A 19,607-nucleotide genomic window follows, 5' to 3' on the forward strand; every position below is an offset into this window, starting at 1 on the left:
TTCATGATGTTCAGTTACGCCTGCAATTCAAAATGCGGTTTTAAAATTGCTTTTAACACACCTGCGCTATGCTTGAATTGTTGTTTTTCCTTTTCATTCAGGTCGAGCTCAACAATTTCCTTAGCTCCGCATCGGCCGACAACCGCCGGAACTCCGATATAAACATCATTTTCTCCAAATTCACCATCAAGATGAGCGCTCACGGTCAAAATCGCTTCTTCATTGCGGTAAATCGCTTTCGTAATACGCGCGAGGCTCATGGCAACTCCGTAGTATGTCGCACCTTTTTTCTCGATAATGTGGTAAGCGGCGTTTTTTACATTGTCAAACAGTTCATCAAGATCTTCCGCTTTGTATTTCTCATTTCTTTTCAGCAAGTCGCTGACGGGAACTCCTCCGATATTCGCATGACTCCAGACAGGCAGCTCCGTATCTCCGTGTTCACCAATAATATAGCCGTGCGCATTGTGGGCAGCGACACCGAAATACTCGCTGAGCAAGTAGCGGAAACGGGCAGTGTCAAGTGTTGTACCGCTTCCGATGACGCGTTCTTTCGGAAGGCCGCTGAATTTCCAAGTCGCATAAGTCAAGATGTCGACCGGGTTTGTAGCGACGAGGAAGATGCCGTCAAAACCGCTGGCCATGACTTCTCCGATGATTCCTTTGAAAATTCTCAAGTTTTTCTCGACGAGATCCAGGCGGGTTTCACCCGGCTTTTGGTTCGCTCCAGCGCATACGCAGACAATATCGGCGTCTTTGCAGTCCTCATATGTGCCGTACCATGTTTTCACAGGATGCGGGGCAAATGCTTTACCGTGGTTTAAATCCATGACATCGCCCATTGCTTTGTCTTTATTTAAATCAATGATCACAAGTTCGTCTGTGATACCTTGGTTAATTAACGTAAATGCATAACTGCTTCCAACAAAACCCGCACCGATCAATACTGTACGGTTGACTTTTTGGTTTCTCATGACTCATCATTCCTTTGCCGTTTGTTTTAAACTGAGTTGTTTGTGAAATTCTTCACATTCATATTGTGCAATACTTCACATACTTTTTCAAGTGATATACATTTTAATTTATGTCTATTTTGTGTCTCCACATATTTCTTCCTTAAATTTGTACATTTTCTGGTAAAAATATGCCTTATGGCTAAAGAAAAATTGATAAACGTGTTGCAAAAGACGGCTTTATCTGCGAGTGCATCAGGCCCATACCAATATAACTTTCCCATTTTCAGCAGTCATAACACCTCTAATCTTCAGCAGAATTCAATCATCGCCGGCTATGGTGCTATCCAAATTAACATTTTAAATATTCAATCTTTTAGTTTGTTAGTAAAGCTTACAAAAATACTGCCAACCCTAATCAATTTTGTCATGATAAATTCTAGAATCTATCGGATGGGGAGTGTTGCAATTGAAATTGGCGGATTTGAGGAAGAGCGGACACGCGCCTTCCTTGTTGTCATCTTTTTTATATTTCGATGTCAGCTTTATGATTTGGGTGTTGCTGGGGGCGCTTGGTGTTTATATTACGGCTGATTTTGATTTATCGCCTTCTCAGGTCGGATTGATCGTCGCCATACCTACTTTGGCCGGATCGTTTTTCCGGATTGTACTCGGCATTTTAACCGACCGTTTCGGACCGAAAAAGACGGCCATTGGCGGAATGCTGGTGACGATGATTCCGCTGATATGGGGGTGGCAGTTCGGTTCATCGGTCGCCGAGCTGTTTATCATCGGAATTCTACTCGGTGTGGCAGGCGCAAGCTTTTCCGCATCCCTTCCTATGGCGAGCCGCTGGTATCCGCCGCACTTGCAAGGTCTTGCCATGGGAATCGCCGGGGCGGGAAACAGCGGAACACTGCTTGCTACGCTATTCGGCCCTCGCCTTGCGGAGCAAGTGGGCTGGAACGGTGTCATGGGACTGGCACTGATTCCTTTAACCCTCGTGTTATTCAGCTATTTCCTTATGGCTAAAGAACCTCCGAATCAGCCGGCGCCTAAACCGCTTAAAGACTATTTTGCCGTTTTCAAAGAAAGGGACACTTGGTATTTTTGCCTTCTCTACAGCGTGACATTCGGGGGTTTTGTCGGCTTGTCCAACTTTCTAAGCTACTTTTTTGCATCCCAGTATGCCGTTCCGGCGGTAAGAGCCGGCGAATTTGTCACGCTTGTCGTTGCATCCGGAAGCTGCCTCCGCCCTGTCGGCGGGTTGATTGCCGATAAAATCGGCGGCGTGCGTCTGCTGCAGTTTCTCTTTATCGGAGTGGCTCTGTGCATGTTCTCGGTCAGCATGCTCCCGCCTCTTGGCGTTGTTACGGCCGCATTATTTGTCGGCATGGGCTGCCTCGGAATGGGGAACGGCGCGATATTCCAGCTTGTACCGCAGCGATTTCAACAAGAGATCGGGATGGTGACGGGGATCGTCGGTGCTGCGGGAGGAATCGGCGGATTCTTCCTCCCGAATATCCTCGGAACGCTGAAGCAAATCACAGGTACGTATTCAAGCGGATTCCTCACCTTCACCGTTATCGCATTTTTGGCACTCGGACTGCTTTTGTTTGCTCAGGCCGGATGGAAAAAACAGTGGAAAGCCGAGGAGAAATCAATCCGGATTTAAGGGGAGCCGCCCGATTCTGTTCGGGCGGTTTTCTATTCGGCAAAGCTTGTTTGATCTTTTTGTTATCCAGTCCGGACATGACGATTGGACGTTCATGTGAAGAGTCACCCTGATCTTCCTGAATGATTAGATGCAGATTCAAGCGCTTTCTCCGCGAATTCCAGAATCCCGCTGTCGAGTGGATAAAGCCCGTTTGGCTCTTCAGATTTACGAACCTCCCAAAATCGATCAACTAAATCCTTATGTCCCTTAAATGAATGATCAGACAGGCACATGATATCCTCCGCAATTTGCTTTCCCCATTCAGACTCAGGCGGTACCTCTTTTTTTAAACACAGCTTAATCCGCTTGATAATGGAGAGCCATTGCTTTGTGATGAAATCGTCATTCTCCGCCTTCGGAAGCCTTTCTGCTAAAATCTCAGCTTCCTCTTCAGAGAACGATTCCTTCCATGGTTTATGCCGGGGCTGTCTGACGAGCTTGAGAAGGGCTTCCCAGCTTAAGCTTCCTTCGATTTGATACATGTTCAGCAAAGTGTTTGTATGCTGCAGGCTCTTCGTCAGCTGTTCGATCTCCGAGTGCAGGCGCCTTTTATGCATTTCAATGATACTGATGGTATCCAATTGATCCCTTAACGTTTTGATATGTTCCAATGAAAATTGAGCAGATTTCAAGATCATAATTTTTTCGAGCTCTAACATATCTTCCTTCGAATATTGCCTGCGCCCATTTGGCAGTGTTGTGCTCGGTTTTAATAAACCGATTTGATCGTAATAGCGGAGCGTCCTTACGGATATCCCCATCATCTTCGCCACCCGCCCGGTTGTCAGTTCTTCTTTCACCATATCTCCCTCCTAACATAGCGCTTGAAGATTACGTTACGTCACTATTTAAAATAATTTTATCTCAAAAATAGGAGGGTTTTGTAATGGAATGGAAAAATCCTTGGAACAAAAAGCAGCGGGTTTGCTTGTTTTTGATCGCCTTTGCAGCTGTTCCGATTTTCATTGAATATTTATTAAAGAATGCTTTGGATCTGCTTTTAGGCGAAGGCATGCCTTCAGCTATATTGATGAGTATTGCAATGGCGGCCGTTTTTATTCTAAGCCTGTACTATATCGCCTTAAAGCCGGACCGCCTGTCCTGGCGGGAAATCGGAATCTCCCGGTTCGCCCCTGCATACTTGATTCATATAGCGGGATGGACGGTTTTTTTTATCGTGATGACGTTTGCCGTTATGGAAATCCTGACTTGGTTCGGGGTAAGCTACGAAAATACAAAAACAAAAACGATCACTGCCGATCCTTCATGGTTGAACATTGCAATGTCTTTCGCTTCTGCCTGCATCGTTTCTCCCATCTACGAAGAATTGTTTTACCGCGGCTTTCTTTACCGCTGGTTCCGCGCTGAATTCGGGGTTGTATGGGCACTTGTTGCAAGCAGCGCTCTCTTTATGATCGCTCACATCCCCACATATAACACCCTGGCCGTTAACTTTGGAACAGGGCTTGTGTTTGCCTGGACATACGAAAAAACACGCTCGATTATACCTGCGATGATCATCCATAGTTTATTTAACGCGATTTTGCTGTTTCTCACAATCTTACTCACATAATGCAGCATGCGGAAGTTTTTCAAAATAGATTCGTCAAATTCGAATACCAGATATTAATCCATATCATGTTGTCCGTATAAAGCAGGATGCCGATGACGATCATCAGCGCGCCTCCCACTTTCATGAGCATATTCGAATATTTCATAAGCGGCCTGATGTTTCCGATAAAAAACGCCATGAGCAAAAAAGGAATGGCAAAGCCTAAAGAATATGCGGTAATCATCATGAATGCGCTCCCAAAATCAGGGTTCTGAAAATTTGCATATGCGATCGTTCCGAATATAGGACCGATGCACGGCGTCCAGCCCGCCGCAAAAATCATTCCGACCAGCATTGAATTCAGCAAGCCTATTTTTCCCTTTCTAAACGAAAAGCGCCGCTCCTTCATCATGAAAGCCGGCCGGAAAACACCGAGTAAGAACAGGCCCATGACGACGACAAATATCCCGCCCAGCATGCGGATCAAGTTATGGTATTGCAAAAACAGCAGGCCAAACGAGCTGGCGGAGAAACCCAATATGTAAAAGATCACAGAAAAACCGGCCAAAAAAGCCGCCGCGTGAATCATCACCAACTGTTTGATACGCTTTGCATTTCGGTTTTTCAATTCGCTGACCGAAATCCCGGTAATGTACGAAATAAATGATGGATACAAAGGCAGGCAGCAAGGAGAAATAAACGACAGGAAACCGCCGCCGAATGCCAGCCATAAAGCGGTCATATACTTCCATCCCCTTCATGTTTATATATTTTTTACCATGCGATTCTCTTACTCTAGCATAACATAAAAAACCGCCTATCATGGCGGTGATTTTTTGTATATTTGAAGCCGCCGCCAGCTGATTTGGGGGGCGGCTTCTTTATTTTTTTAACCGTTTATAGCGGCTTTTTTCATATTGTCCTGAAGTTCCAATATGCGTTTTGCCCCTTCTTCGCGCAGACGTTTGTTCTCATCTTCAATCTGCTTCGTCTCCTGCATGCCTTTGACAATCGTATTCCAAGATTGTTCGATCGTTTCAATATCGATGCTCGGTCTTCCGGACATTCTTGCAATTTCGACGGACTGGCTTGAAATATTTTCAGCGTTCCGCTTCAGCATTTCGTTTGTGCGGCGGTCGAGTTCGCTCATTGAATCGGCGACAAGCTTTTGGCGCTTGGCGGTAACAGCCTGGATGATGCCATTTTTAAAAATCGGAATCGTAATGATGAATGCCGAGTTGATTTTCCCGATCAGCTTTGTGTTTCCGCGCTGGAGCAGGCGGATTTGCGGCGCGGTTTGAATCGCGACCATCCGGGCCATATCGAGATCATACACCCGTTCTTCCAGCGCTTGAATGCCGTTTCGAAGCGTATCAAGCTCCATCTGCGCCATCTGGTTCCCGCTTGCCGCTTTCGCTTCATATTCAGGGATGAGCTGCTGCAATTCTTCTATTTTCATCTGGCCGGCTACAACGTATTTCTCCAGCTCCACATAGTAATGGAGATTGCTTTCATACATTTCATCAAGCGTCACGGTTGATTTTGTCATTTCATCTTTATATTTCGAAATTTCAATGTTGATTTTTTCGATTTCTCCGCCGAGCGTTTGATATTTTTTAAATATTTTCTCGATCATGCTGTTGCCGCGCTTAAACAATTTGGAGAGCAGACCTTTCTGTTCTTCAAAGTCATTCTTGTCAAAGCGGTCCATGATTTTTCCGAGCTGCGTCAACATCGCACCTGAATCTGTCACACTGTTCGTTCTCATCATGGAAAGAATGCGGTCGGAGAACTTGGATATTTCAAGTGCGGGCTCCTTTCCGAATTCTAAAAGCTCCACTTGGTTTTTCACGTCAATTTGCCGAGCGAGAGCTTGCACATCAGGCTCCTGCCGGAGTTTGGCACGGATGTCCTCGGCTTTTTCAACCGTGATCTCTTCCTCTTTGCTGATATTGACGATGCTTGTTTCATTTGGATTTGCCATCAGAATGGCCCCCTCCTTAAAAAATTTTATTGATGAACTTCCGGACGATTGACGGCTCTTTAAACTCCTGGTTGAAGGACATTTCATCAAGCCAATGGGTATCAAAATGCTGTCCGTCGATATGGTGGTCAATACACTTATGGCCCGGCGGATTATAGATGATGATGTCAATGCCGATTTCATTTAACAAAAGCAAGGCGGCCGCGTCCGACCGGGTGAGTGTTCCCGTCTGTTCAGTGTGATACAAGATCAGCTTCGGTACTGTCTGTGAATAGTCAAATGTCTGAATCATGTTCAAAAGCGCTGCCGGAAGCTGTACCGCCTGAGTAAACAAATACAGCTGCACATCAGCTGTCTTTTCATTGTTCAAGGCCACCATCTTTGGACTTTTGCACATCCTGGAAATCGCTTCGGCAATGCCGCGCTGAACTCCCTCAGGCAAATGTTTGTAGCGCCATATATTGCTCTCCATTAAACGGCCTGGATCGATCATCCCCGTTTGATCAAGCGCATGGCTGTAATGGAATTGATAATTCGACGTCTCTTCCTTTGTAAACGGGTAGCGCCGGATCGTATGCGACTCCTTATACTCCGTCAGTGTCTGCAGACGGTCCCAGTACTCTTTTTCATTGCTGGAGACGCCCATGACCATCGCGAATAAGTTCGGAATGTTGACCGTTGCTTGAGACGCCTGAAAATTGGGTCTGATAAAGGCGCGTTCCTTCGCAATTAAAAACAGTTCATCATACGTGGTCTTCAAAGTCACAGAGACTGGAGTATGCTCCCTGAACTGCCAAGGTTTGTACATCAGCGAATCCTCATTGTGCAGAACAGTATCCAGCTCCTTGGCGGAACGGTACGCCACCGTTGATTTGCGCTGGGGCTTTTCAGTCGGGAACGGCTCTAATGGAGACGTTCCCGGGTATGTGAAGACAAAAGAAAGTTTTTGTTCGGGATCAAGCTGGCGAAATTCGTCTTTTCCCTCCGGATGAAACAGCAGCACATCACATCCGACAAGCATCAAATAGTATAAAAAATACCGGTGGCTTTTTGTCGTGTCCCCGTACCAAACCACTTTCGGCATCGCACTTTCGCAGTCGGCCCCTTTCAGCCACTTCTCCAAATGGTTGCCCATCCATTTGACAAGGTCGAGGAGGACACGGCGAAAATCCGGATCGTTCAATCCTTTTTCATGAAAGGACTGAAACATCTGCAGCACTTCGATAAGCGCCTTTCTTAAATGCCGGTGCATAGCGGCGTCAGGGTGCTTAGGAATCAGCTGCTCCCCGTCGAGAAAAGCGGCAAACCGATTGACGGAAAGCCCTTTTTCTTTCTGATTGACCATATGGATGCGCTGTATGGCCTGAAACCTTTCCGGAGAAATGGTTTTATCAAGTGTCTCGCTTAACACATGCACATCACCGGATGCATACAGCTCATGGAGATATATGTAGTAATCCGTTTCATCGGGCGGCGTTCCGAGAATCCGTCCCGCCAAACGGCTTATCGTCAGATGTCCGTTTTTTTCATACGGGGTTCTCTCCGGCAGCGGCTTCTTGATGATCTGCTTCCATTCATCATCATTGACCAGGGCGTTTTGAATATTAATCTCTTGATTCATAGCGCTCAGCCGTCTCCCCTTTCTTCTGAGTCAGTATCACTCTTCCGTCCAAATACGGCACACATGCCCGCTCTTGTCACGGCATAGGTTGTCCCGAACTTTCTGATTGTTCCTGCAGGAAAGTCATGCGCTCTCTTTCGAAGCGTAGACGAATCAATCCCCCACTCTTCACAAGCCTGCTGAGAACTTAGAATCTCGCTACTCGTGAGATCGACTATTTTCATCATGGCTGTTCATCCTAAAATTTCATTTGTTTTCTCTTGAATTCACAATGTCTGCTTTAGAGATCATGGTGGTAGTGCGGCTCTTTTACAGTAGAGGAACTGATCTTTTAAGCGTTTTGCCCCTTTCCAATCACCCGTCCCAGACTACCTCCCGAATGATCCAAGATTTGAAAGCGGTTTGGACGCTCTAAGTATGTCCGTATAGCTGCGGTTTCCATGATATACCCCGTAGATTTCAGCCTTTAATAATATTTTTTTGGCCCAACTAAGGTACGGCTTGATTTCGATCATTTTATTTGAGAAAGAACTTTTTACAACGCCGCGGGTGCCGTCGGCACTTTCGACGATGCTCAGGGCATCCAGATAATCCTCCATTGATATGACGTGCAGGCTTTGGACCGCTTTTATTTGTGACGGATGAATCACGCTCTTGCCGTGAATGCCGTTGGCCAGGTCAAGAAGCGTTTCATTGATCAATCCGTCCATATACCGATTGATCACAAGCGAAGGTTCCCCCGCCTCAGCCCAATTCGGCGCGAAAGGCGGGACCGTTCGCGAAGCATCTTCAAAGTACTCCCAGACAGGCCCCGAAATCACGAATTGCAAGCCAAAATAATTGACGATATCTTTGATGAAATCAGAGATGACCAAAATGTCATAAATCGGCGTTTCCGGTTTTCTTCTTAACCCGTACAGACCGCACAAATCAGTCGCGCCGATCCTGATATTCAGAATGATATCCTGATAAAAGCCCAGCGTTGATTTTAATTCCTGCAGCGCCTTTGCCCTCGTTTCCATTGCCAGCAGATCGGGTGTCTCAAAGATCGGCATTCCGTACAGCACAATGCCGGATTCTTGCGATAGTTTCGTTAAAGTATCAAGGTAGTGCTCTGCATTCAACATCGAAAACTTCGGAAATACGAATCCGGTAAACAAGTGAAGCGCGCGGCCGAGCTTGTTGCCCAATTCGAGCATTTGCTCCGGTTCCCGCACCCGGATAAACATTAGCGGCAACACATCGCTGCTGATGTTTTGCAGTTTTTGCGCCTGGTAAATCATATCGGCCTGACTGACAAGATTGTTTTCAGCCTGAAGAACCTCACAATCGCCGATCGAATCTTCAAGGCAAAAAACGACCGAGCACAGTTCAGGATACTTGTTATTGATCATGACATCTGCTATATCTTTTCGGTTCCCCGGAACATAAAGCGCAGCTCCAAGCGCATACTCCAGAATGTGCTTCGGAGAGTCTTTTGTAACCGAGCCCGGCAGTTTGAAAAAGACATCTTCTTTTTGAGAGGCGGATAAAAAATCAAAGTATTGCATATGGGTCACCTTCTTTGAATAGGAATCATACACCCCTTTGATGTAAAAAAGGGCGGAGCAGATATACTCCCCCCTTTATGTTTTGCAGTTTGTTATTCTTCCTTTGAAGCCGCCGTTTGCTCTTTCACAGCTTTTTGCTTGTTCAAATAGTGAATGATGAATGTTGCGGCAAAAGCGATTATCAGAATGATAAAGAAGACGCTGTGCGGCATTTCAATATGCCATACACTCGCAGCCATTTTCAGTGCGATGATCCCGATCAAAACAAAGGCCGTTGTTTCAAGTTCAGGCACTTTGTCAATCAGCGTCAGGAAGAATTTCGCAACAGTTCTCATCATTAAGATGCCGAGCATGCCGCCGATCAGAAGCACCCATACCTTTTCGGATACGGCAAATGCCGCCAGGATGCTGTCGACTGAAAATGCGAGATCCATGAGCTCTACCGAAATGACAGTCGCCCAGAAGACCCCGAAAACGCGTACCATCCAGCTGTCTTTTTTGATGGCGTTTGCTTCATCATCGCCCTCGCCGATGAAGAAGTGCTTGATGACGAGCCATGCCAGATATGCGGCTCCAAGCAGTTTGATCCACCAGAATTTAATCAGGATCATACCAAGTCCAATGAATAGAAATCTAAAGAAGTAGGCCCCGATTAAACCGTATGTCAACGCTTTTTTGCGTTGTTTTTCCGGAAGGTGCTTCACCATGACGGCGAGAACGAGAGCATTATCCGCAGATAAAAGCCCCTCCAGCACGACCAGCGAGCCGATCAGCCCCCAGGAAACGGGGTCCGTTAATACTTCCACCCACATTTCCCAATCGAAAAATGAGGCGTAAATTGACATAATATGATGAAATAAATCCACTTTCGTTACCTCCTAATGATGAAAAAGCAAGACTGAATCACGCAAACGTGATTCAGCCGGCAAAACTAGACTTGCAGGCCGTAGTTGCGGCAAAGCGATGCCAATCCGCCGGAAAATCCGCTGCCGATGGCATTGAATTTCCAATCGGCTCCGTGACGGTACAATTCGCAAACAACAACCGCTGTCTCAATCGAAAAATCCTCTCCCAAGTCAAAGCGAAGCAGCTCTTCATTTGTTGATTCATCAACGAGCCGGACAAACGCATTTGAGACTTGTCCAAAGTTTTGGCTGCGGCTTTCCGCCTCGTGAATCGTCACCGTGATGCCGATCTTTTCAACATGGGCGGGTATTTTTGAGAAATCGACGATGATTTGCTCGTCATCGCCTTCACCTTCTCCTGTCCGATTGTCACCCGTATGAATCACGGCGCCGCTCGGATGCTCGAGATTGTTGTAAAAGACGAAGTCGCGTTCATTGATGCATCGATCGTTCTGATCGACAAGAAAGGCCGACGCATCCAAATCGAAATCGGCGCCTCCGGTATATTTGTTAGTATCCCAGCCTAAACCGATCAGCGCTTTCGTCAAACCGGGGTTCGTTTTCGTTAAATCGATCCTTTGTCCTTTAGATAATTGAATCGCCATCGATAGGACCTCCTTTAAGAAATGTCAGGTGCCGGACAAACGGACGCCGCGCGGCGCCCGCTGTCCGGATCGTCAAAATCAGCCGACCTGCAGGCCGAAATCGGTGGCGATCCTCGCCAGCCCGCCTTGATAGCCTGAGCCGATCGCTGAGAATTTCCATTCTCCTCCGTGGCGGTACAGCTCTCCCGTGATCAGCGCTGTTTCAATCGAGAAATCTTCACCCAGATCATAGCGGATTAACTCTTCGTTCGAGTCTTCATTGATCACGCGAACGTAAGCATTTGACACCTGTCCGAAATTTTGGCGGCGCGCTTCCGCTTCATGAATCGTAATCACAAAAGAAATCTTTTGAATGTCGGCAGGCACTGCATTCAAATTGATTTTTACCTGCTCATCATCTCCTTCGCCTTCCCCTGTCCGATTGTCGCCTGTATGTATGACAGCTCCGCCTGCGCCCTCGGTCTGATTATAGAAAATAAAGTCCTTTTCAGAAGCGCATTTGCCGTCTGCATTGAGCAGGAACACGCTCGCATCAAGGTCAAAATCAGCGCCGCCGTCATATTGATTGACGTCCCAGCCAAGGCCGACGACGACTTTCGACAATCCGGGATTTGTTTTTGTTAAATCGACCTTTTGTCCTTTTGCTAATGAAATTGCCATGTTGATCTCCCCATTTCTTTTATGAATGTCAGGCGTAGCGTTTGACGATTTCCGTAATGCTCGTATCGTTTGTGCCTTCTCCGACAGCGGTGAATTTCCACTCGGCGCCGTCACGGTAAATCTCGCCAGCAATCAGGCTTGTCCGTCCAGAATAATCGTCCCGCAGATTGTACTTGACCATCTCCCTGCGATCATTCATATTGACGATGCGTATGAAGGCATTTTCGATCATTCCGAAATGCTGGCTTCGTTTCACACAATCGTATATATTCACGACAAAGACAAGCTTATGAATATGCGAAGGAACTTTTTGCAAATCTACGATGATTTGTTCATCATCTCCGCTGCCTTCCCCTGTCAGATTATCTCCGGTATGTTCGATGCTGCCGCATCTGCTCTTCAAGTTTCCGAAATAAATGACGTTCTTGTTCTCTGTGACTCTTCCGTTTTCCAGCATCAGCACAGATGCGTCACAGTCAATATTCGGGGCTCCTCCTCCAAACAGCTTTCCAAAAAAACCGCCGCTTCCGGACGCTACCGGGTCCCAGCCGAGACCGACCAAAATCTTCGAAAGCCCCGCTTTACCTTTTGTTAAATCAATCCGCTGACCTTTCTCTAAAGAAATAGCCAAACTGTTCACTCCTCCGTTGAATCATGACTTTCAAGATTACAGTGCTGGATGAGAATAAGAGTTTGAAAGATCCAATTATCACGCCAGCGTGATTCATATCTTCACAACTACAAGACCAATGAATCATTATTTAACCTGCTTAACTATATATACGGAAAGATTCAGAAGAAAGTTTCGCGGTTTTTCGATATTTTCTTATCATTTTTTCATCCTGGTCAAAATATAGACGACAATAGTAGCGATTGCACGAAGTCATCGTGTTTGATATGCTGTATCTAAAAGATATATATCAATTAGATATAGAAAGGCGGTATGTATGACAAAAAGAAATCACACGACTTATGCGCTGCTTGGATTGATTACGGCCGGCTACCGAACGGGTTACGAAATGAAACGAATGATCGACCAAAGTTTAAATCATTTTTGGAAAATCAGCTACGGCCAAATTTATCCCGCACTGCGCCAATTAACAGAAGCAGGCTGGGTCGCTGCATCTCCGGCGCTCTCGGACAAAAAGCCGGACAGAAAAGAGTACCTGATTACCGATGAAGGTCAAAAAGCGCTGCAGAGCTGGCTTGAAGAACCGATCAATGGCATCGCCTCAGAAAAAAACGAATTTTTGCTGAAGCTGTTTTTCAGCAAGGAAGAAGAGCGGGAGAAAACCGCTTTGAAAGTCAAGGAGTACCAACAAAAGCTAGAAGAACGGCTTGAGGCATATCAAGCAATCGAGCAGTCAATTCTTTCATGCAGCACCCATTCAAAGGACAGAGAGTACTGGCTTTTCACTTTGGATTATGGAAAACGCACCACTTCGGCCGGAATTGAATGGTGTGAAGCCACAATCAACCGGCTGAATGGAAAGGAAGGGACCAATGGGTAAAACGATCATCAACAAGCCTTTTACGGCCGCCCCTGAAGATGAAGTCGTTGTATTTGTGATCGGGATGAGAATAAACAAGTGGCATGCTGTTCATAAATGGTGGCCGGTTTTTACCGCCATGCCCCCTATGATAAAAGAGCTTCATCAAAACAAAGACCTCGGCTTTTTGGCAATGGAATCATGCATCAATTTCAGGACGATTTTTCTCATTCAATATTGGCGTTCTTTCGAAGATTTGACAGCATATGCAAAGGGTGATAAACATATGGCGGCTTGGCGCCGTTTTTATCAGAAAACTGCCGCATCAGGAGCTGTCGGCATCTATCATGAAACGTATACAGTTCCAAAAGGGCGCTATGAGGCTTTTTACCATAACATGCCGATGTTCGGCTTGGCAAAAGCGTACGGACATCAACCTGTCACCCATAGAACCAAGACGGCTGAACAGCGAATGCGGGGATCTGAAATAAGCTAAAAGAGGCTATCGCAATCGATAGCCCCTTTCAACTTAAAAAGCTCCTGCCCCGTCGCTCCCGCCCGCTCCGGGACCGCCTGCATCATATGCCCCGGCGTGCTCCTGCGAAGACGGCAGCTGCCAGCTGTAAAACGGATAATGCAAACAGCCGGCTGCGGCCATACCCAGTACAGGGGAAGCGTAATCAAGCCTGTTTGCTGATTGATTGAGCCACACGGCAGAATCATCCTCAACCTCAAGCACAATTGCATAGATCATCGTCTTTTCGTTTTGAGACAGGCTTCTCCCTGAGAACAAATCTTCTTTTCTCAGATGGTTTCTCCAGGAAAGAATCGATCTTCGGCAGATGGAGGCATACCTGTTTTCTTTCACGGCCGGAATGAAAGCAATTAATAAAATGGACAGCCCGACACATATGCCGTAATACAAAATGGTGTGAACGCTGTCAGTAAAAACAGACGCCAAAAACAATCCGGCCAAAAACAGAGTCGTATACAGCTTTGATTTCGCAAGAACAATGCCTGCCGACAGCGCAAAGCCAAATATGACGCAAGCCGCCATGAATCCGGCTGGATGCACCACATCTGCATACAAGATAAAGAGCAGGAGCCCGGTATGGACAGAAAGCAGTGAAAGCGACAGCATTCTCAGCCAGCGATTTTCTTGAAACAGCTCCTTAAATTCAGGCGCTTGTCTGACGCTTTCCGTCCATTTTTGAACCACGTTTTGAAGAATGATCCTCTTTCGTTCATATTTGCCCAACTGCTCCTTATGCTTGCATTCCTCCTCAGTCGGCCCGCTAAGGGAATCCAGCCTGAACATATAGGTATCGCTGCCCGTTTGCTCAAAAAGCTTTTCGATTAAGAGCTGATCAGGCTTTGGCAAATCCGCCTTGCTTCCGGAAAATTCGAATTGGTATGTGTCATCAGGCGCCTTAGGATCGTGGAGAAACCTCTCTTCCGCCTGCACCTTCCGCATAGTGACCAACCCCCGCTGATAAAGCGAAAGCAAGCCGGCAAGGAGATCACGGTCTGTGAAACGGCCTTTTTTGTAAAGAAAAGCGACAAGCACAGGATCAAAGGACTCGAGTTCTTCAAACGAAAGCATGACACGGCGTCTCTTCCTCAAAAACGAAAGCATGACAGCCATGATGACCATGAACCCGACAATCCCCGAAAATATCCAAATCATCCTGTCAGCGCCGGCAATCCGTTCATCCCGATCTGCGTAGCGTTTCGCCTCGTCTCTCTCCTCCTTCAGCAGCTCATCTTTCGTCTGATAAGAAGGGTGCCGAACCGCCTCCTTCAAGGCGCTTTGCGGAAAATATATTCTCAGTTCGGAGCCCGTGCCTGCGCGATAGAGTTCTGTCTCGTAGGTGACTGATGAATCGTTCACCTTCGTAATCTTTCCGTTTCCTTTTTCACGCAAAAACGCATGAATATCCCGCGCCTTTACCGAATCAGGCAGGTGCACTTCAATCTTTACGCGGCCGAAATCCGTATTTGCCTTTTGGTAAAATGAATGGATCAAAATCGACGTGTCTTCAAACTTTTGAGCGGCATCTTCGATCACATAGCGAAACATTACATTTTTCGTTTCATCCTTTGATGCCGAATAAGCAAAATAAGTCCCGTCTTCTTTCTTTGTCTTTAACGGGATGGCTTGATCGCCCTTTCTCTGGTGATCCGGAAGGAGATAGGCTTTAAAATTCTTCAAACGGCTCGCGGTTTCTTCGCTGAACGATCTTGTCGCCCCTTCAAAAGAACCTTTAAAATCGTATGTGTAAACTTCCTCTACGCTTAAATCACCGTTTTCTTTTACTGTTGCGCGTATATCAGCCCGCTCGATCGAGAAGGATTTGCCTGCTTCAGAAAAACCTGTGACAAGAAAAAAGGCAATAAACATAAAAAAGAAAAAGGAGTGCTTCATCGTTTAGTAAATCCTTTCGTTTTTTGTATCTGCCTTATATACGGAAAAGCAAGGAAATTGTTTCAGCGGTTCACAGAAATGACAGAGATGACAATTTTATTCTAAAAAAACACATCTACGGTCTGCCGCACAAACCATAGAAGAAAATGTGCATCATTTCCTCTGTAAACTGCCTGTTTTGTTCAAAGGCTTCACCCAGAGTTTTTGAATGTTCAATGATCATATTCATAAAGATGAGAAAGCTTTCCGCGGTGATTTTAGGAGAGATTTCACCTGTCCGATGACCTTCTTCAATCATTTGGAGCATAAGGGGAATGATTTTTTCATCGTATTGCCTCTTTACATAATCCATTATTTCACTGTCTTCGATCATCACCTCTTTGATGACCGTTAAAGCGAATTTTTGATTATTGGCTTCCCTTTTCTGCAATATCATCAATTCAATCTTTTCTTTAACCGAAATATCTTTGTTCATATATTCTTCAAATTCGCTGATAGAATGATCGATATAGTCTTTGAAAACCTCTTTCAGGAGCGCTTCTTTGCTTCCAAAGTAATTATAAATCGTCACCTGCGAAACATTTGCCTCTTTTGCAATATCGGTTATCCGGATGCGCTTTGGCTCCCATGTTTTGAGCATTTCCAAAGCCGTTTTTTTGATCTTCTCTTTAATCAGCAATGCCCTTTTTTCAAATCCGTTCATATAACCATCCTTACTTATCTTTCTTAATGAAATTATAACATATAAATATTTCACTAATTTTCGTTGACAAAAAAGTTCATAAGAACGTAAAATAAATTATGTAATTTTCAATCATTATTATTTCATAATTTTCATTTCTGGAGGTGTCACATGCTGACAGTTGAACGGCTTACGAAAAAGTTTTCCAACGGTAAAGGTATATTTGATGTTTCATTTCATGTTCGAAAAGGTGAAGTTTTCGGGTTTTTAGGGCCGAACGGAGCCGGAAAATCGACAACCATTCGACATATCATGGGGTTTATGAAGCCTGATCAAGGCGATATCAAAGTGAACGGAATGAACGTCTTGAATCATCAAGGCGACATTCAGCGGCATATCGGCTATCTTCCCGGAGAGATTGCGTTTATCGAAGGCATGACGGGAAAACAATTTCTCGATTTCATGGCAGACATGCACGGCTTAAAAGATACAGCTAAGCGCAATGAACTCATCGAACGGCTCCAGTTCGATGTTCATACTCCGATCAGAAAAATGTCGAAAGGAATGAAGCAAAAGGTCGGGATTGTCGCCGCTTTTATGCACAACCCCGAAGTCATCATTCTTGATGAACCGACATCAGGCCTCGATCCCCTGATGCAAAAAGTGTTTATTGAAATCGTGCTCGAAGAAAAAGCGAAAGGAACGACGTTTTTAATGTCTTCCCACAGCTTTCAGGAAATCGAAAGAACCTGTGACAGAGCCGCCATTATAAAAGACGGCATCATCATTGCCGTCAAGGATATTCATGAACTGCAGTCGATGCAGCGAAAAGTATTCGAAGTTACATTTGAAAACAAGGGCGACATTCCCGCCTTCATGAATTCGGGTCTGCAAATCGAGTCCCGGACGGAAAATCGTGTCAAAGTAGCCGTTTTAGGGAACCATGATCAATTTATTAAAGAAACAGCCAAATACCATATTCGGCATATTGATGCTTCTTCACAAAGCTTGGAAGAAATTTTCATGAACTACTATGACAGAAAGGAGACAGTGAAATGAACTTCTCCCTGTACAAACAAATGATGAGAACAAACATGAAAGGAATCATGAGCTACGGAGTAGGCTCCGCTTTCTATATCCTTTTGATACTGGGCATTTATCCAAGCATCGCGGGCAATGCGGAGGATATTGAGAAAATGATCAAATCGATGCCGGAAGGCTTTCTCAATGCTTTTGGGTTTGAAAACGGACTGGGGAATCTCGAAGATTTTATGTCTGGAGAGTATTACGGATTAATCTTTATCGTGATTTTGTCGATCTTCTCTGTCATGCTGTCGACAAAGCTTTTGGCAAAGCTCGTGGATCAAGGATCAATGGCATATATTCTGTCTGCGCCGACAACGCGCGGCAAAGTGGCTTTCACCCAAGCAGCCGTTTTAACGACAGGCCTATTGATCATTATGGCCGTGACGACAGCGGCCGGACTGGCTGGTTACCATTTGATGCTGGACGGTGATTACGATTTTAATGTGTCAAGGTTTCTCGTTCTGAACTTGGTCGGCTTTCTGCTCTTCTTTGCAGTCGGCGGCATTTCGTTCCTCTTTTCGGCCATTTCAAATGACGAAAAAAGGGCCCTCGGACTTTCCGGAAGCATCACGTTTTTATTCTTCAGCTTCGACTTGCTCGGGAAATTAAGCGAAAAGACGGAATGGCTGAGGAGCCTGTCGGTTTTCTCTTTATTCAGACCGGGCGATATTGTGAACGGGAGCGCCGACATCGCTCAAGTGTCTTTTGTTCTCGCCGCAGTCGGTTTTGCCGCCTTCGCACTCAGCATTCTCATCTTTAAAAAGCGCGACTTGCCGCTGTTATAAAAACGCCGCTCCCGATCAGGAACGGCGTTTGTTTCTGTATGATATTTTATTCAACGACCCGTCTGACAACTCCGTTGAATTTTTGCTTCCAGTAAGAATTGCTCATAGAATCGACGGATACCCCGCGTGAGCTGTTATCGTTCAAGAATGTGCCATTGCCTAGATAAATACCAACGTGGCCGTTCGTTTTGTATGTGTCAAAGAAGACCAAGTCTCCGCGCTTCATTTCAGACGCGCTCACAGCTCGTCCTTTGCCGACAAGCGTGCTTGTTGTCGCACCGAATCCAAGCTCTACGCCTGCTGATGCATAAGCCCAGCGCACGAATGATGAGCAGTCGAAACGACGGTTGTCGATATCAGCTTGTGTGCGTCCGCCTCCCCAATGGTACGGAGATCTGCCGACGATGCTTGAACCTGTGCTGATGGCAACTTCAATCGCATTTCCATTGCTGCTTACAACAGAACCGGAAGAGTAGTGTCTTGACGGGCTGCTGCTTTTCTTGCTGCTTGAAGAACCGCTGTTGGACGATCCGTCAGATTTGCTGACTGAACCTGAACTTGAGTTTGATGAAGATCCTGAATCAGACTTTTCAGCCGTCGCAGATTCTTCTTTCGCTTTTGCTACTGCAGCCGCTTCAGCTCTTTCTTCTTTAAGTTTTTGTTCAAGAGCGGCTTCCTCTTTTGTCAGAGAGCCTGCTTCTTTTTTCAGATCGTTCAGCTCTGATTCTGCTGCCGCCTGCTTCGTTTGCAGCTGCTTAGAAAGGTTCGCCTGTTCTTTCAGCTGTTTATCAAGATCCGATTTAAGCGTTTTTAAATCGGCTAATGTTTTTTGGATTTCATCCAGTTTTGTATTTAAGTCAGACATTGCTTTTTCAAGCTTGTTTTTATCTTTCTCCTGCTCATCAAGCAGGTCTTTATCCGCATCAACAATTGTTGAAACAGCAGTTGCACGAGTGATAAAATCTCCGAAGCTTTGTGCGCCCAGAAGGACATTCAGATAGTTTTGGGATCCGCCGTTTTCCTGCAGGCTGCGCACGCGATTTTTAATCACCTTTGAACGCTCTTCAATCCGCTTTTCGGTTTCTTTGATTTCTTTTTTCAGAGCTTCCACTTCTTTTTTCGTTTTTTTGTTTTCTTTTTGCTTATCTTCGATTTTGTTGCTTGTTTCAAGTGCTTTTTTATCAAGCTCTTGGATTTTGGCTTCAAGCTTTTTCTGCTCTTCTTGCAGCTTGGCGATTTCTTTTCGCTTGCTCTCGATGCCTGAGTTCACTTCAGAGCGCTTTTGCTGAATTTCTTGTTTTTGCTGAGATGTTTCTGCCGATGCTGTGTTGTTCATAAAGGGCGTAAATAGACTAGCTGTTCCGAGAATCGACGCTAAACCAAAAGTATAAACCTTTTTCTTCACTTTCTACTCCTCTTTCCTTTATGTATTCTTGTTTTTTCATTATGTAAATTCGATTGAACATTATTAAAAAATGAATCTTATGACCTATGATTAATATATCCGTTACTGATGTACAGACGTTATTATACCATCTATTTTCGACAATAGGCGCCAATTTATATTACATTTATATTTCGTTTTTGTTTCA

The 19,607-nt window shown here is 45.5% G+C and carries 20 protein-coding genes; 6 read left to right on the forward strand and 14 right to left on the reverse strand.

What is annotated here, in order from left to right:
* Positions 1-14: 14 nt before the first annotated feature.
* Complete coding sequence (locus H2R00_RS13175) at positions 15-974, reverse strand: L-lactate dehydrogenase (RefSeq protein ID WP_154996945.1); 960 nt, start codon at positions 972-974, stop codon at positions 15-17.
* Between the two features lie 448 nt (positions 975-1,422).
* Here H2R00_RS13175 and H2R00_RS13180 point away from each other — a divergent pair, with 448 nt between their 5' ends.
* Positions 1,423-2,628, forward strand: a complete 1,206-nt coding sequence (locus tag H2R00_RS13180) for a nitrate/nitrite transporter (protein ID WP_154996943.1) — start codon at positions 1,423-1,425, stop codon at positions 2,626-2,628.
* Between the two features lie 104 nt (positions 2,629-2,732).
* On the opposite strand, the gene H2R00_RS13185 is transcribed toward H2R00_RS13180, so the two are convergent.
* Positions 2,733-3,473: a MerR family transcriptional regulator gene (locus H2R00_RS13185; protein ID WP_182069384.1), complete on the reverse strand. Its 741-nt coding sequence runs from the start codon at positions 3,471-3,473 to the stop codon at positions 2,733-2,735.
* Between the two features lie 83 nt (positions 3,474-3,556).
* Between H2R00_RS13185 and H2R00_RS13190 the strand changes: the two genes are divergently transcribed.
* Complete coding sequence (locus tag H2R00_RS13190; protein WP_182069385.1) at positions 3,557-4,243, forward strand: CPBP family intramembrane glutamic endopeptidase; 687 nt, start codon at positions 3,557-3,559, stop codon at positions 4,241-4,243.
* A 19-nt stretch (positions 4,244-4,262) separates the two neighbouring features.
* Here H2R00_RS13190 and H2R00_RS13195 read toward each other — a convergent pair whose 3' ends face one another.
* The 9 genes from H2R00_RS13195 to H2R00_RS13235 all read right to left on the reverse strand — a co-directional run bounded on the left by H2R00_RS13195 (position 4,263) and on the right by H2R00_RS13235 (position 12,178).
* Complete coding sequence (locus tag H2R00_RS13195) at positions 4,263-4,964, reverse strand: cytochrome c biogenesis CcdA family protein (RefSeq protein WP_154998101.1); 702 nt, start codon at positions 4,962-4,964, stop codon at positions 4,263-4,265.
* Positions 4,965-5,111: 147 nt separating this feature from the next.
* On the reverse strand, positions 5,112-6,206 hold the full coding sequence (locus H2R00_RS13200) for a toxic anion resistance protein (RefSeq protein WP_154998098.1): 1,095 nt from the start codon (positions 6,204-6,206) through the stop codon (positions 5,112-5,114).
* 16 nt (positions 6,207-6,222) lie between these two features.
* Positions 6,223-7,827, reverse strand: coding sequence for a YceG family protein (locus tag H2R00_RS13205; RefSeq protein ID WP_182069386.1), 1,605 nt, complete (start codon positions 7,825-7,827; stop codon positions 6,223-6,225).
* A gap of 5 nt (positions 7,828-7,832) precedes the next feature.
* Entirely contained in the window at positions 7,833-8,054 is a 222-nt protein-coding gene (locus H2R00_RS13210) for a helix-turn-helix domain-containing protein (protein ID WP_003178729.1), read from the reverse strand.
* 141 nt (positions 8,055-8,195) lie between these two features.
* Entirely contained in the window at positions 8,196-9,377 is a 1,182-nt protein-coding gene (locus tag H2R00_RS13215) for an HpcH/HpaI aldolase/citrate lyase family protein (RefSeq protein WP_154998094.1), read from the reverse strand.
* 92 nt (positions 9,378-9,469) lie between these two features.
* Positions 9,470-10,243, reverse strand: coding sequence for a TerC family protein (locus H2R00_RS13220; protein ID WP_043925470.1), 774 nt, complete (start codon positions 10,241-10,243; stop codon positions 9,470-9,472).
* Between the two features lie 65 nt (positions 10,244-10,308).
* On the reverse strand, positions 10,309-10,887 hold the full coding sequence (locus H2R00_RS13225) for a TerD family protein (protein ID WP_043925471.1): 579 nt from the start codon (positions 10,885-10,887) through the stop codon (positions 10,309-10,311).
* A 78-nt stretch (positions 10,888-10,965) separates the two neighbouring features.
* Positions 10,966-11,547 carry a TerD family protein gene (locus tag H2R00_RS13230; RefSeq protein WP_043925472.1) on the reverse strand — a complete coding sequence of 194 codons (582 nt, stop codon included), beginning with the start codon at positions 11,545-11,547 and terminating at the stop codon, positions 10,966-10,968.
* 28 nt (positions 11,548-11,575) lie between these two features.
* Entirely contained in the window at positions 11,576-12,178 is a 603-nt protein-coding gene (locus H2R00_RS13235) for a TerD family protein (protein ID WP_154998092.1), read from the reverse strand.
* Positions 12,179-12,494: 316 nt separating this feature from the next.
* On the opposite strand from H2R00_RS13235, the gene H2R00_RS13240 reads away from it, so the two are divergent.
* Together H2R00_RS13240 and H2R00_RS13245 are read left to right on the forward strand one after the other, a co-directional pair.
* Positions 12,495-13,058, forward strand: coding sequence for a PadR family transcriptional regulator (locus H2R00_RS13240; protein WP_154998090.1), 564 nt, complete (start codon positions 12,495-12,497; stop codon positions 13,056-13,058).
* On the forward strand, positions 13,051-13,533 hold the full coding sequence (locus H2R00_RS13245; protein WP_154998088.1) for a DUF4188 domain-containing protein: 483 nt from the start codon (positions 13,051-13,053) through the stop codon (positions 13,531-13,533). The genes H2R00_RS13240 and H2R00_RS13245 overlap by 8 nt, the downstream gene beginning before the upstream one ends.
* A gap of 33 nt (positions 13,534-13,566) precedes the next feature.
* On the opposite strand, the gene H2R00_RS13250 is transcribed toward H2R00_RS13245, so the two are convergent.
* Entirely contained in the window at positions 13,567-15,462 is a 1,896-nt protein-coding gene (locus H2R00_RS13250; protein ID WP_154998086.1) for a DUF2207 domain-containing protein, read from the reverse strand.
* Between the two features lie 115 nt (positions 15,463-15,577).
* Positions 15,578-16,165: a TetR/AcrR family transcriptional regulator gene (locus H2R00_RS13255; RefSeq protein WP_154998084.1), complete on the reverse strand. Its 588-nt coding sequence runs from the start codon at positions 16,163-16,165 to the stop codon at positions 15,578-15,580.
* Between the two features lie 150 nt (positions 16,166-16,315).
* Here H2R00_RS13255 and H2R00_RS13260 point away from each other — a divergent pair, with 150 nt between their 5' ends.
* Complete coding sequence (locus H2R00_RS13260; RefSeq protein ID WP_182069387.1) at positions 16,316-17,203, forward strand: ABC transporter ATP-binding protein; 888 nt, start codon at positions 16,316-16,318, stop codon at positions 17,201-17,203.
* Positions 17,200-18,015: an ABC transporter permease subunit gene (locus tag H2R00_RS13265; RefSeq protein ID WP_182069389.1), complete on the forward strand. Its 816-nt coding sequence runs from the start codon at positions 17,200-17,202 to the stop codon at positions 18,013-18,015. The genes H2R00_RS13260 and H2R00_RS13265 overlap by 4 nt, the downstream gene beginning before the upstream one ends.
* 46 nt (positions 18,016-18,061) lie before the next feature.
* Here the strand turns inward: H2R00_RS13265 and H2R00_RS13270 are convergent, their stop codons facing one another.
* On the reverse strand, positions 18,062-19,420 hold the full coding sequence (locus tag H2R00_RS13270; RefSeq protein WP_182069391.1) for a C40 family peptidase: 1,359 nt from the start codon (positions 19,418-19,420) through the stop codon (positions 18,062-18,064).
* Positions 19,421-19,607: the final 187 nt, after the last annotated feature.

This window comes from Bacillus haynesii (assembly GCF_014042035.1).
Taxonomy (GTDB): Bacteria; Bacillota; Bacilli; order Bacillales; family Bacillaceae; genus Bacillus; species Bacillus haynesii.